This is a genomic window from Mesorhizobium sp. KR1-2, assembly GCF_040045035.1.
Lineage (GTDB): Bacteria > Pseudomonadota > Alphaproteobacteria > Rhizobiales > Rhizobiaceae > Pseudaminobacter.
This window is the reverse complement of the sequence record NZ_JBDZDS010000001.1, coordinates 378,236-391,772: the sequence shown is the minus strand read 5'-3', so window position 1 is coordinate 391,772 and position 13,537 is coordinate 378,236. Positions and strand designations below refer to the sequence as shown.

Sequence of the window (13,537 nt, the reverse complement as noted above, 5' to 3'; positions counted from 1 at the left end):
GCTTATCGGGCGGCTGTCGGGGTTTTCAGAGGAACGTGGGCGGAAAAAGAAAATCTAGTACGTTGTTTTAGCTGTCTTTTTGACCGCAATGGCAATCAAGACCCTGTCGGAAGCAGTTCGCCTACGCGCCCAAATCCGTAAGGGGGTGTTTGCCCGTCACTTCGGAAACGCGGCCGATGCCTTCCAGGATGACCGTACGCATTGCGCTTCTGGCTGCGACCGGATCCTTGTTCTTTATGGCCTCGGCTATTGCCCTGTGCCGCTCTACGTTGAGCTTGTGCTTTTCCGTATTGGGGATCGGCGAACTGACTGTGAACGTCGCGCCGAGCGCTACCTCGATAAGCGCGCTGATGGCGCGCATGAAGGGGTTTTGCGAGGCCTCGGCCACGCTGATGTGGAAACGCAGATCATATTCGACGAACTCGGCGCCTGTGATGGTCATGTCTCCCATGCGTCCGACCCAGCGGAACAACTCCGCAACCTGTGCATCCGTCCGCCGAAGCGCCGCGAGTGCCGCCGCCTCCGGCTCCAGCGCCAGCCGCATTTCCTGCAGGCTGAACAGGAACCCGGCATCGATGGCGCCGGCTTCGGCGTGCCATTGCAGAATGTCCGGATCGAAGAGATTCCAGCCTTCCCTTGCCAGTACCCTGGTTCCGATCTTCGCCTTCGGCTGGATCATGCCCTTGGCGGCAAGCGTCTTCAGTGCCTCGCGAAGCACCGTGCGCGACACGCCAAAACGTTCCTGCAACTCGGCATCGCGCGGCAGCAGCGAGTTTTCCGGATAGGCGCCGCTGACTATGCTGCGGCCAAGCTCGGTTATGACGTGGCCGTGGAATCCTTTCGGCTGCTGCTTGCGGTGCAATCCGGGCTGAAGGCTGTTCATGTAGGCGCATTCCTCAATAACCGCTTGCGGTCAGACAGAACCACCAATAGCCGTTGTAGGGCGATGAAAGCAAAGAGTAGCAGGCCGACGACGATCTTCGTCCACCAGCTCGACAATGTGCCGTCGAAGACGATGTAGGTCTGGATCAGCCCCTGGATGATCACGCCGACGAATGTGCCCGCCACCAGACCGACGCCGCCAGTCAACAGCGTGCCGCCGATGACGACGGCGGCGATCGTGTCGAGTTCCACGCCGACCGCCGAGAGCGAATAGCCGGCCGAGGTGTAGAGCGAGAAGACGACGCCCGCGAGGCCTGCAAGGAAGCCCGACAGCGCATAGATGCCGATTGTCGTGCGCGCCACCGGAACGCCCATGAGTTCGGCCGAGGTCTTGTTGCCGCCGAGCGCGTACACGTAGGACCCGAAGCGCGTGAAGTGCGCGAGCACGATGCCGAAGGCAAACACCAGCAGCATCAACCCGCCGACAAAGGTAAAGCGCCCGCCCCCCGGCAACCGGAGGTAAAGGCCTTGCAGCATTGTGTAGAACTCGTGACTGATAGGGATCGAGTCCGTCGTGATGACAAAGGCCATGCCGCGCGCCAGGAACATGCCGGCGAGCGTCACGATGAAGGCCGGGACGTCGAGATAGTGGATGACGACGCCCATCGCCGCGCCAAAGGCGGTGGAAACGGCCAGAGCTACCGCAAAGGCCAGCAGCGGGTGCAAGCCGTACCATGAGATCAGCACGGCGATCAGGACAGTGGTGAAGCCGATGACGGCGCCGACCGAAAGGTCGATGCCGCCGGACAGAATGACGAAGGTCATGCCGACCGCCACGATGCCGAGAAAGGCATTGTCGGTCAGCAGGTTTCCAGCCACGCGCGTCGACAGCATGTTGGGGAACTGGAACACGCATATCCCATAGGCGAGAAGGAAAATCGCCAGCGTGGCATAGAACGGCAGGAGCCGGGACGACATCTACGCCTCCTTCGACTTTGCCGCCGGCGCCCGGCGGGGTAGCCAGCCGGCGCCCAGCGAGGCCGATTGGGCAAGCAGAATCATGATGATCACGCAGGCCTTGACCACAAGGTTGTATTCGGGCGGGAAGCCGGAAATCAGGATGCCGGTGTTCATGGCCTGAATGATGATGGCGCCGAGGACCGACATCAGAATGGAAAAACGGCCGCCCAGAAGGGACGTGCCGCCGATGACGACGGCAAGGATCGCGTCGAGTTCAAGCCACAGCCCGGCATTGTTGGCGTCCGCGCCACGGATGTCGGCGGCTGCGATGATGCCGGCGAGCGCGGCGCAAAAGCCGCTGAAGGCGTAGATCATGACGATTAGCAGACGGCTGTTGATGCCGGCATAGGTCGAGGCACTGCGGTTCACGCCGATGGATTCGATGAGCATGCCGAGCGCGGTACGCCTGACGACGAGCACGGCGACGAGAGCAAGCACTGCTGCAAGCACCACCGGCATCGGCAGGCCGATGAAGGAGCCGGTTCCAACGAAGATCAGGCCGGGATCGTTGAAAGTGACGATGACGCCCTCGGTGATGAGCTGTGCGATACCGCGCCCGGCCACCATGAGGATCAGCGTCGCGACGATTGGCTGCAGTTCCAGCACCGCCACCAAGAGACCGTTGAGCAGGCCGCAGGCAACGCCGACTGCGAGCGCCGAAAGCAGCACGATGGGGAGCGGATGATCCGCCACCGTCATCGTTGCCGCCACCGCGCCGGCCATTGCCATGACCGCACCGACGGAAAGGTCGACGCCCTTGGAGGCGATGACGGCGGTCATGCCAATTGCCAGTATCGCAACCGGAGCGCCTCGGTTCAGCACGTCGATCAGGCTGCCGAAGAGGCGGCCGTCCTGGATGCGCAGATCGAAGAAGCCGGGAAACGCCAGCCAGTTGAAGAACAGGATGACGCCTAGGCAAACGAGCTGCGGCGCGGCCTTGCGCAATCCGGGAACGAGTCTTCTCATTTCACCCCTCCCGGATCGGCGGCGATGGCCTGCATGATGCTGCCGGTGGAAATCTCCGCGCCCGTCAGTTCTCCGACATGCAGACGGTCACGCAGGACACGAACCCGGGTCGAATAGGCCACGATTTCCTCAAGCTCGGAGGAAATGACGAGCAGCGCCAGACCCTCGTCGCAAAGCTTGTTGATGAGTTCGATGATCTCGGCATGCGCGCCGACATCGATGCCGCGCGTCGGCTCGTCGAGGATCAGGAAGCGCGGCGAGGTCGCCAGCCAGCGCGCCAGGATGACCTTCTGCTGATTGCCGCCTGAAAGCAGCTTTACCGGCTTTTCGATATCGGTCGTGCGGATGTCAAGCGCCTTGACGAAACGCTCCGCAAGCTCGGTCTGGTCGCGCGTCGACATGCGCCGGAGCCAGCCGCGCCGCGCCTGAAGGGCGAGCGCTATGTTCTCGCGAACCGACAGGTCGCCGATGATGCCATCGGCCTTGCGGTCTTCCGGGCAGAGGCCGAAACCAAGCCGCACGGCATCGCGAGGCGAAGCGATCCTCACCGGCTTGCCGTCGATGCTGACCCTGCCTGCGTCGGCAAGGTCGATCCCGAACATCAGCCGCGCGGTCTCCGTGCGCCCCGATCCCAGAAGGCCGGCAACGCCGACAACCTCGCCGGCGTGAATGGTCATGTCAAAGGGCGCGATCGAACGGTCGCGGCCGAAATCGGAGAAAGTGATCCTGCGCGAGGAATGCGGCAGCGCATCGCGGCGGCCGTGCTCGGTCGCGGCGGCCAAAGTGCGCCCCAGCATCATCGACACCAGCTCGACGCGCCGCAGCGACGCCGTCTCGCGCGTGCCGACCAGCCGCCCATTGCGCAGCACCGTGATGCGGTCACTGATCGCGTAGACCTGGTCCAGGAAGTGGGTGATGAAGACGATCCCGAGCCCCCGGTCGCGCAGCTTGCGCAGCACGCCGAACAGAAGCTCCACCTCATGCCGGTCGAGGCTTGCGGTCGGCTCGTCGAGGATCAATACCGAACCTGACATGTCGACGGCCCTGGCGATGGCGACCAGCTGCTGAACCGCAACGGAAAAGCTGGAGAGCTGCGCGCCGACATCGATGTCGATGTCGTAGTCGGCCAGCAAAGCGCGCGCCGACTTCTGCATGGCGCGGGTGTCGACCAGTCCGAACCGTTTGGGCTGCCTTCCGATATAGAGGTTCTCCGCCACGGTCAGGTTCGGCAGAAGGTTGACCTCCTGGTAGACCGTGCCGATGCCGAGTTGCTGGGCATGCAGCGTGTCACGCACGGATATTGGGCTGCCGTTCAGCTCGATGACGCCGCTGTCGGCCCTCAGAACCCCCGTCAGCACCTTGATAAGCGTCGACTTGCCGGCGCCGTTCTCGCCAAGCAGCGCATGGATCTCGCCAGAGCGCACGGAGAAGTCGACGCCGTCCAGCGCCTTGAAACCCACGAAGGACTTGCGGATGTCCCTGGCCGTGAGCAAATCGGGATTGCTCAATGTCTATCCTCCGCCCGTGCAGATAGCTCCGTTGTCGGTCTGCCGGCCGGATGCAGGTGCTTCCGGCCGGCAGTCTGGGGAGGATATTAGTAGCCGAGGCCCTTCTTTTCCTCATAGACCTTCATCGGGTCGTCAGCCTGGGTATAGAGCTTGGACTCGGTGATGATCTGCTTGGGCGGCAGGGTGCCGTCGGCCTTGAACTTTTCGAGCGCGTCAAAAGCGGGGCCGGCCATGTTCGGGGTCAATTCGACCGTAGCGTTGGCTTCGCCGTCAGCCATCGCCTTGAAGATGTCCGGCACAGCGTCGATCGATACGACCTTGATGTCGGTGCCTGGCTTCAGCCCCGCTTCCTTGATTGCCTGGATGGCACCGACCGCCATGTCGTCGTTATGGGCATAGAGCGCGCAGATGTTCTTGCCGCCGTTTTCGGCCTTGAGGAAGCCCTCCATGACTTCCTTGCCCTTGGCGCGGGTGAAGTCGCCGGTCTGGCTGCGGATGATCTTGATGGTGGGGGCGCCGGCAATCGCCTCCTCAAAGCCCTTCTTGCGGTTGATAGCCGGCGAAGAACCAGTTGTGCCCTGAAGCTCGACCACCTTGCATTCCTTGCCGGCAGCGTCCTTCACCAGCCACTCGCCGGCTACCTTGCCTTCAAGCACCTGATCGGAGGCAACCATGGTCATGTAAAGGTCGGGTGAGCCGTCGATCCCGCGATCAAGCAGGATGACGGGAATGTCGGCATCCTTGGCTTCCTGCAGCACGGCTTCCCAGCCGGTGGCCACAACCGGCGCCACGAGGATGGCGTCGACACCCTGCGCGATGAAGCCGCGGATCGCCTTGATCTGGTTCTCCTGCTTCTGCTGCGCGTCGGCGAATTTGAGATCTACGCCGCGCTTTTCGGCCTGCTGTTTGGTGACGCTGGTCTCGGCGGCGCGCCATCCGGATTCCGAGCCGATTTGCGAAAAGCCGACCGTCAGGCTCGCGGCGCTGACCGAACCAGCGAGAGCAACTGCGATTGTTGAACCAAGAACAATGGACTTCAGAACATTGATCATAAGCAACCTCCCAGAAACAAAGACCGACCGAGGCTCCTCCACGACGGCCATAAAGTCGTATACTAATATAGTATGACTTATTCAAGGACGTGCGAGCACCCAAATTGCCAATGTGAATGTCACACCGCGCGATTGGACTTCGGTGTCGAGATGGTACACATGATGCGCAAACGACAGGCGAGATGCGCCTGCAATCCCGCACCACCACTTGCCGAGCAGTTCGAAATCTTGGCTGCCTGAATGTGGCGCGCGAAGGTTTTCAGCGTCCCGGCTAGCAGTCGCGACACAGCCGAACCTAGAGGGACTGTCCGGCGGCGCGTAATATCGCCTCCACATCCGTCAGCCAGACGAGATCGTCTGCTTTAAGGCTTTGCAAGACGCGCCGCAGCGCAGCAGCCCCCCCCGGGGTTCCGACGACAAAAGGATGAATGCCGATGGCGACCACTGTCGCTGGCCTCTTGGGGTCGGCAGCGGCCTCGCGCGCAAGTTCGCGCACATAGTCGATCCACAGCCGCTCGAGATCATCCGCCTCCTTGAAGCGGGAGAGGTACTGCCCCATGTCGACGACGCTTGGCGGGTAAGGCACCAGCACCAGCGGCACCGGCTTTGTGTCGAGCCGCGAAAGCACATCCGAATCCATGCCGTCGAGGGTGTAGCGGATGCCTTCCGCAGCAGTTGCTTGAAAGGTTTCCGCATTGGGATAGACGCTCGGGCTCGACCAGCCGATGCTGCGGACGCCGGTGCTCGCCTCGATCATGTCGAGCGTCTTGCGGATATAGGCGCGCTGTGCCGCCGGCCCTTCGGACAAAGGCAGAAGATCGGTGGAATTGTTGAGCCCGTGGGCGATGATCGGCGCCGTGGGCACGAGCGCGCGGAGCGCTTGCCATGTTTCCGGCTCGGCCAGCGGGAACTCGGCATTCAGCGCCAGGCTGAGAGGGACGCCCATCTCCTTGAACAGCCGGCCCGTGCGCGGCAGGCCGAAATTGATCGCATACTGTCGAAATCCCTCGTCGACGAGATCGGGCGTACGCCCGGTCATGTCGGGGCGGAAGTTGGGACCGTGTCCGTGCCCCCACACTTCGACATAGAGGACGAAGGCCACGGCGACCTTCTTGCCTCCAGGCCACGATGCGACAGGGATGTTCTGCCGTGGCAGGCCGGTGATCCAGTCCATGCCGGACCGCGCCGTCACAGGGGCGAGTGCGAGACTGGCGGCAAGGAGAAAGGCGAAAATCGGCTTACGCATGGCCCACCTGCGTGCTTGCGAGGCCCCCGGACGCAGACCTCCTGCGTCCGGGATCGCGGCTCAGTGAAGGTCGTCGAGAGATGCAGCGCCTGCCCCGCCGGAGATGAGCGCCGGCCACTGATTGGAGCCGAACGGCACCTGAGGGGGCAGGAACGGATCCTTTCCGCGCTTCTTCATTTCCGAGATGATGGTTTTGCGCGCATCGCCCCCCATCAGCTCATAGTCCATCAAATGATAGTTGTTGAAGAACAGCCCCCCGACCGATCGGTCGGAGATGATGCGCACCAAGGACGTGAGCATGTCGTCGGGCGTGGTGGTGAACGAGATGGTCTCGATGAGCACCAGCCGGTCATTGATCGCTTCCGGGCCGAAATATTGCGCGAGCACGCTGAACAATACGTTGTTCTGGCGCGCCACATAGATCGTGTTGCTGGCCCCGTAGGCCTGATCGAAGCTGCCGCCCAGCTCCTGCTTCCAGCTATCGAGCACGCTCATCCAGTGCTTCACCTGGGTCTCCGCCGCCCAGGCGATCGCGAGGCGCAGAACGGGCGCCTGCTTCTTGGCGAACGCCTGGACCGCATCGAGACTGATCACGCCCTTTGCGAGGCAATCCTCCATGAAGGCGACGTTGTTCTCCAGGATGGCGCGCGAGTTCGGCCGCCATTCATCAGGCATTTCCGCCGAGCCGATCCCGTCCAGGGCGCTCTTCATCTCCGTCAGATAGGCGCGCATGGGGGCGACCCAGGACTTGTCGCCGGGGTTGTCCACATAGGGCAGAACCACTTCCGATATGGCCATGGTGCTGTGTCCAAGCGACTTCATCACCTGGTAGACCCTGGGAACGGAAGGCGCCTCAAGTGGCGGCTGGCCGGGCCGGTAGAGGATCATGCGCCCGCCCGCGCCGGAGAACAGCGCGAGGATGACCGGGTGCTTTGCGAGAATGTTCTGGCGGAAGGTCTCCCCCGCATTCTCGTAGAGCGAAAACATGGTCGTGTTGAGCTGCAGGACGTCGCGGGTAGCGAGGTCCTGCGCAGACGGTGAGTGCGGTGGCCCGGAAATGGGGTTCAGATAGTCCGGCAATTCTGCCGCGGTGGCGCCGGACAAAACCGATGCAGCGATCGCCGCAGCCAGAGCGAGACCGACAGACGCATGCCTCATCGCTTCCTCCTTTGTTGTGATCAGTTCGGGCAGTCGGCCCCGGTCTCTATCCATGCCTGGAGGAGAGCCTTCGCCGCCTGTTGCGTTCCGGGCGCCGGCGTACGATTTCCACCCGGGTGCCATGCCCAGCCGACCAGCGTGTCATCGCCGATATGGTGGACGAGATCGTCGAGTGAACGCCCACCGTTGCGCGCGGGATCCTTGATCTGGGCACAAATCTCGCGCGGCGTCTTGCCTTCCCAGGCCATTTCGGCAGGCGCGAGATGCCAGGCCGGATTTCCCGGCACGCCGGCAGGCTCGAAATTTGCACTGCGGTGGCAGCTGGAGCACCGCATGCTCGCGAGCCCAAAGCCGTCCGGTCCTCGGAAGACGGGTGGCTGATGAGGACGCGCCGCATCCCCTTGCCGAGGTCGATCGGAGGCGGGGTGGCAATTGGTGCAGCGCGGATTGGTCAGGACCTTGCTGAGCTCGGTGAAGTAGGCGGCCGAGCGCTCGGCCGGGTCGGTTATGGACGCGAAGGTCTCCGGCGCGGCAAGGGTGCCGCCGAGGGCTGAGAGGGCAAAGCTCGCCGCCGCGGGGAGCATGCTGGCCGCAGCGAGGATTATCATGAGACGCCTGTCCATTGACATTGCTGGCCCCCGTCAGGTCAGGAAGCGGTGGGGGTCGGCGAGCACGACATCCCGCACGGCCTGATGGTACTTCACATAACCCGAGCAGCGGCACAGATGGCCGTCGAGGGCCTCGGCGATGGTGCCTTCGAGCTCCGCGCGCGGGATCGGCGATTTTTCGAGGCGCTCCAGCAGCACCTGGCCCTCATTGAGGAAGCCGGGCGTGCAATAGCCGCACTGGAAGGCGAAATGGGCGATGAAGCTCTTCTGCAGCGGCGTCAACTCGCCGTTCTTGGCGTGCCCCTCCACGGTGCGGATATTGAGCTTGTCGAACTCGGTCGCCGCCACGATGCAGGTGGGCATGGTGGAGCTCGTGCCGTCCGCGTGATCGACGATCACCGCACAGCTCAGGCATTGGGCGGCGCCGCAGCCGAACTTCGTTCCCGTCATGCCCAGCACCTCCCGAAGGAAGTCGTTCATGGTGAGGTCCTCGCGCACCTCGATGGGACCATGAGCGCGGCCGTTTATCGTCAGCGAGATAGCGGGCACGGCAGGTCTCCCCTCACAAAACACGCCGGACATCGTCCGGCGTGACCGGCAAGGCCCGGAAACGATGGCCGGTGGCATCGTGGATGGCGTTGAGAATGGCCGGCACCACCGGGATCATGACCACTTCGGCCATGCCCTTCGGCGGCTCATTGGGCGCCACCGGCGGCAACACCTCCACCTCCAAGGCGTGGATCGGCAGATCGGAGGCGCGCGCGACCACATAGTCGCCGAGGTTCCAACGCCCGTTGCCCGGGCCGTCCTCGAATGGCGGCAAGTTCTCCAGAAGCGTGTAGCCGACGCCCATGGCGAAGCCGCCCTGGGCCTGGCCCAGCACCACCTGCCTGCGGGGACAGCACCTGCCCGCACTCCAGCACGCTGTAGGCCCGCGTAACGCGCACCGCGCCGCTTGCCTTGTCGACCTCGACCCGCACGAGCGTGCCGCAGCTCGACGTGAATGAGGTGCCGATGCGGTTGTAGCTGGCCGGTGGGTACGCGATGAAGGTGCGGTCGAGCAGCTTGAAGGACCCTTCACCGCGCCGCACCGCGAGCGCGTCGATGTCGGCGGCCCAGTCGAGGCCATCCAGGGGGAAGGCTGCCTGCGCCCAGGCCCAGCGCGAAAACGCGTGGGCCATGGCTCCCGTGAGAGCGCCCATGGCATGGGCCTTGGCGGCCACCTCCTCCTGGGCAAGCGGCGGCAAACCGGACAGGATGAGCATCCCGTCCTGCCAGAAGGCCTCGTCCCAGAGAAAGTGGCGCGGATCGTCCTGGCCGATGCCCCACAGGGCGAGTGCCGCCGGCCACATGCCGAAACGCAGGATGATGCGCGCCGCCTCGGCTGCCGCATGGGTTCCGACATGGGCGCCGATGGAGGCGCTGGTGGCCGAGCTGACGGCCGGCACCCAGCGCGGGTTGCGGGACGCCGTTTCCTGCTCCTCCTGCGTGATGACATAAGGATCGCCCGATGTGACGAGACCCAGAGCATCGAAAGCGTCGATGCGGGCGACGGACACCTCGTCGGCCATCCGCCCGAGGAACTGCGCCACGCGATTTGCCACCGCGGTGCCGATGCCGTTACCCATCTCCACCGCGTCGCAGAAGATCCGGATGCGCCCCCTGGGGTCCACCTCCACCCGGCCGAGGCCGCAGTCGGCGCCGGTGCCGTAGTCCTTGGCGCACACAGCAAGGCCGGTGCCGACCAGCGTGCCAGCGTAGGCTGCCTTTTGCGCCAGCGCGCGCTCCCGCCAGAGCGCGTGGCCTTCGAGCTTGTCGAGGATCTCCGGCGTGCGCACCGACACGGTCCAGGGGTTGCCGGTCATGGTAAGGCCGCCGGCCTTCAGGAGGTTGCGCCGTCGCAGCGTGATCGGATCCAGGCCGATGGCCTCGGCCGCCTCGTCCACCAGCGTCTCCAACGCGGCCGTGGTTTGGAGGACGCCGTAGCCGCGCATGGAGCCCGCCGTCACGCCGCGCGAGTGTTCGGCGAGGGTCGTCACGTCGACTTTTGGAATGTCGTAAATGCCGACAGCGGAGGTTGCGGAGACCGCGGTCACGCTGGCCGAGTAGTTGGCGAGCCCGCCGCCGTCGAGGACGTGGTCGGCGGCGAAGGCGCGCATCCGCCCCGAGGCACGGTCAATCGCCACCTGCGACCGCATCTGGAAGGCATGGCGCTTGATGCCACCCTGGAACTGCTGGAAACGGTCATGCGCAAGCCGGATGGGCCGGCCCGGCAGGAACATGGCAGCCAGCGCCACATAGAGCGGGAAAGGGGTGTGGTCGCGCCCGCCGAACCCGCCGCCCAGATGCGCGAAGTGGGTCTCGATGCGCTCCGGCCGCAACGCGGGCGCCGCCTCCCCGAGCAGGTGGCCGAGCGCCTCGCTGGCCTCGAGCGGCGACTGCACGCCGAGCACGAGTTGGAGCGCCTTCGCCTTGGGATCGTACCAGCCGAGACCGCACTCCGGTTCCAGGAACATGGGGTCCACGGACTGGGTGCGGAAGCTGCGGTCGAGCACCAGCGTGCCCGGGTCGTTGGCGGCAATGAAGGCGCGGATCTCCTCGCCATAGGTGGCGCCCTTCTTGTATTGGCCGCCTTCCGGGGTGGGCAGTGGTTGCCAGATGGGCCGCCCGCCCGCCTCGAAGAAGCCGGGGCTGATCCAGCCTTCCATGAGCGGGGAATAGACATCCGGTGCGCCAGGCGCATCGCCCGCGACGCGGGTGAAGCGCAGGGCGGCGTAATTTGGCTGCGCCAAAGGCCCGGTCTCGGCGCCGAGCTTGACCGGGCTCGTCTGGCGCAGGCGGACACGGGCGCGGTCGTAGGCGTCAAAGCTCTCGAAAAGGAGCAGCGCCACGGGGTGACCCAGATAGAGCGGCGTCTTCCCCACGGGGCACAACAGGTCGCCCGCATAGAAGGGAGGCACGCGGGTTCCGGCTCGCGCGAGGTCTTCCGCCGTCACGATCTTGGTTGGCTGCGCGCCGGCGTCGAGGGCTGAAAGATCCAGGCCGGCGTAGACGTGGGCCGCGTCAGAGGCGCGTAGGAGAAGGGCATGGGCAGTGGTGGGCGGCCAGCCATCCATGTCCGCTGCGCGGAAGTCGGATGTATAGAGCTTGGCCCCGGTGACCTTGGCGACGGCGTCGATCCGCCCGGTCGCGCCGTGCGCAGGACGGGGAGCTGCGGTGCCGGGAAGTATCTGGGTCTCGTCGAACCGAGCCGCCTGCGCTGCCCGCAGTCGGGTCATGGCCAGCGTGATCCCGCTGGCCGCGGCCCAGGTTACAAACTCACGCCGCGAGAGACGCATGTCATCGCACTCCTCACGAAAGTACAATGTATAAGCCGAGTACCTCAGGACAAGCTGCGGAAGGCTTCTCTATTCGAACGAAACCCTCCCGGTCGTTGATGAATGCGACCCTCTCATTTGGCGTCGGCGCGCAACGCTTTCGCCTTCTTCCCCTTGTTGCCCTAATTCATTGATTCTACTTGGGCAGGCATCCGATGATCCGGAGTGGTAACAATTGCAACACAATCCTTACGTGTCAATTCGAAATGATATATACTATCTTTGGTTGCATGTCACATATAGGCTCGCGAACCCGTCCCTAGTCTCTCCCGACCCCGAGTTCCATCAACGGCAACACAGCCGATACACCGGTGGTGATGCCGGAATTGCGAGACAGACATACCATTGCCTCTTAAGGCTGCCTTAAGGAGGAATCGCAATGCGCGCCCCGACCAAAACGGAAACAGGACGATGCGAATACTGATCGTCGAGGATGACGATATCCTTCGCGACGGGCTGAAGGTCGGTCTGTCGCTTGCTGGCTTCACCGCCGATGCAGTTGCCACCTGCGAAAGTGCGTTGGCTGCGCTGGCGGCAGGCAGTTTCGATGCCGTCGTGCTCGACCTGATGCTGCCTGACGGCTCCGGGCTCGACGTGCTGAAATCTTTGCGGGCAGCTCGGGACGAGATGCCGGTGCTGCTGCTCACCGCCCGAGATCGCGTGGCCGACCGCATCGCCGGCCTTGACAGCGGCGCCGACGACTATCTGGGCAAGCCGTTTGATCTCGACGAGGTCGCCGCGCGTCTGCGCGCGCTCACCCGTCGCTCCAACGGTCGATCAAACGCCGAATTGCAATGGCGCGACATCAGGCTGGTGCCCGCTAGCCAGCTGGTGGAGCGAGCCGGCAGGCAAATGCGCCTGTCTCGGCGGGAGTTTGCAACCCTGCAGGTGCTGATGAGTTATCCAGGTAGGATCTTCTCCAAGGCCCAGCTGGAAGACAAGCTCTATGGTTGGCAGGAGGAGGTGGAAAGCAACGCCGTGGAGGTTCACATTCATCACCTGCGCGCCAAGCTGGGCCCCGGCCTCATCGAGACCGTGCGGGGCCTCGGCTATCGGCTCGGCACCGAATCTTGAGGCTCTTAAGCCTGGCTTAAGCTTGGGAAACGAGGTCGGTGCCAATCGCAACGGAGCAGCACGACGATGCAGGACAGTCGACCATCCCCTCGCCTTTCTCCCGGTGGCGGCCACGAAGAGTGCTCATTCCGCCTCCGCCGGGCGCTGGTACTGGGGCTGCCGGTCATGGCCGGCGCATCGCTTCTTGCTCGCCCGGTATGGCCGGCCGTCTCCGCGCCCGTGGTTACAAGCCTGGCCGAATATCGTGCGGCTCTTGACGCGCTTGCCCCGCACAAGACAGCCGCCCTGGTCGACATCGGCGCCAAATGGTGCGCCTTTTGCAGAACCATCGATACCAAAATCCTGCCTGACCGACAGGTCATGCGTCTGTTGGAGCATGTGGGCCTGATCAAGGTAGACGTGACCGCAATGGACGACGCCAACCGCGAACTGCTGCGCCATCTGCGTGCCGACGGACCGCCGACGCTGTTCATCGTGCAGACCGCGACCGGACAGGAATATCGCAACACGCGCTCGGTCGGCTCCTTCCGCACCGGCAATCTCGTCGCCCGCCTGCAGCCCTTCGCCAGTTAGCGCAGGCTGCCCGGCCACCCCACAACGGGCCCCAGGCCGGCCAGCATCGGCGCCGCTCTTCCAACAGGTTCGA

At 64.1% G+C, this 13,537-nt stretch carries 11 protein-coding genes and 2 pseudogenes; 3 read left to right on the top strand and 10 right to left on the bottom strand.

The window, feature by feature from the left end; genetic code table 11:
* Positions 1 to 121 precede the first annotated feature (121 nt).
* The 5 genes from ABLE85_RS01880 to ytfQ form a co-directional block, all read right to left on the bottom strand.
* Positions 122 to 883: a FadR/GntR family transcriptional regulator gene (locus ABLE85_RS01880; protein ID WP_348790980.1), complete on the bottom strand. Its 762-nt coding sequence runs from the start codon at positions 881 to 883 to the stop codon at positions 122 to 124.
* Positions 880 to 1,860 (bottom strand): galactofuranose ABC transporter, permease protein YjfF, encoded by a 981-nt coding sequence (yjfF, locus tag ABLE85_RS01875; protein WP_348790979.1) that lies wholly within the window; start codon positions 1,858 to 1,860, stop codon positions 880 to 882. The genes ABLE85_RS01880 and yjfF overlap by 4 nt, the downstream gene beginning before the upstream one ends.
* On the bottom strand, positions 1,861 to 2,868 hold the full coding sequence (locus ABLE85_RS01870) for an ABC transporter permease (protein ID WP_348790978.1): 1,008 nt from the start codon (positions 2,866 to 2,868) through the stop codon (positions 1,861 to 1,863).
* Positions 2,865 to 4,376 carry a galactofuranose ABC transporter, ATP-binding protein YtfR gene (ytfR, locus tag ABLE85_RS01865; RefSeq protein ID WP_348790977.1) on the bottom strand — a complete coding sequence of 504 codons (1,512 nt, stop codon included), beginning with the start codon at positions 4,374 to 4,376 and terminating at the stop codon, positions 2,865 to 2,867. Before ytfR ends, ABLE85_RS01870 begins: the two co-directional genes overlap by 4 nt.
* A gap of 86 nt (positions 4,377 to 4,462) precedes the next feature.
* Positions 4,463 to 5,428, bottom strand: a complete 966-nt coding sequence (ytfQ, locus tag ABLE85_RS01860; protein WP_348790976.1) for a galactofuranose ABC transporter, galactofuranose-binding protein YtfQ — start codon at positions 5,426 to 5,428, stop codon at positions 4,463 to 4,465.
* Between the two features lie 141 nt (positions 5,429 to 5,569).
* Between ytfQ and ABLE85_RS01855 the strand changes: the two are divergent.
* Positions 5,570 to 5,668, top strand: a pseudogene (locus tag ABLE85_RS01855) (IS6 family transposase); the annotation flags it as partial.
* Between the two features lie 55 nt (positions 5,669 to 5,723).
* On the opposite strand, the gene ABLE85_RS01850 reads toward ABLE85_RS01855, so the two are convergent.
* From ABLE85_RS01850 to ABLE85_RS01830, 5 genes and pseudogenes are all read right to left on the bottom strand, one after another.
* Positions 5,724 to 6,674, bottom strand: a complete 951-nt coding sequence (locus ABLE85_RS01850) for a polysaccharide deacetylase (RefSeq protein ID WP_348790975.1) — start codon at positions 6,672 to 6,674, stop codon at positions 5,724 to 5,726.
* 60 nt (positions 6,675 to 6,734) lie between these two features.
* Complete coding sequence (locus ABLE85_RS01845) at positions 6,735 to 7,832, bottom strand: hypothetical protein (protein ID WP_348790974.1); 1,098 nt, start codon at positions 7,830 to 7,832, stop codon at positions 6,735 to 6,737.
* Between the two features lie 20 nt (positions 7,833 to 7,852).
* A complete protein-coding gene (locus tag ABLE85_RS01840; RefSeq protein WP_348791439.1) occupies positions 7,853 to 8,416 on the bottom strand; it encodes an Isoquinoline 1-oxidoreductase subunit in 564 nt (187 codons plus the stop codon).
* Between the two features lie 57 nt (positions 8,417 to 8,473).
* Positions 8,474 to 8,989 carry a 2Fe-2S iron-sulfur cluster-binding protein gene (locus ABLE85_RS01835; RefSeq protein WP_348790973.1) on the bottom strand — a complete coding sequence of 172 codons (516 nt, stop codon included), beginning with the start codon at positions 8,987 to 8,989 and terminating at the stop codon, positions 8,474 to 8,476.
* Positions 8,990 to 9,002: 13 nt separating this feature from the next.
* Positions 9,003 to 11,778, bottom strand: a pseudogene (locus ABLE85_RS01830) (molybdopterin cofactor-binding domain-containing protein).
* 450 nt (positions 11,779 to 12,228) lie between these two features.
* Between ABLE85_RS01830 and ABLE85_RS01825 the strand changes: the two are divergent.
* Together ABLE85_RS01825 and ABLE85_RS01820 are read left to right on the top strand one after the other, a co-directional pair.
* Complete coding sequence (locus ABLE85_RS01825) at positions 12,229 to 12,891, top strand: response regulator transcription factor (protein WP_348790972.1); 663 nt, start codon at positions 12,229 to 12,231, stop codon at positions 12,889 to 12,891.
* Positions 12,892 to 12,957: 66 nt separating this feature from the next.
* The gene (locus ABLE85_RS01820) at positions 12,958 to 13,464 is read left to right on the top strand and encodes a thioredoxin family protein (protein ID WP_348790971.1); all 507 of its coding nucleotides are present in this window, start codon (positions 12,958 to 12,960) and stop codon (positions 13,462 to 13,464) included.
* Positions 13,465 to 13,537: the final 73 nt, after the last annotated feature.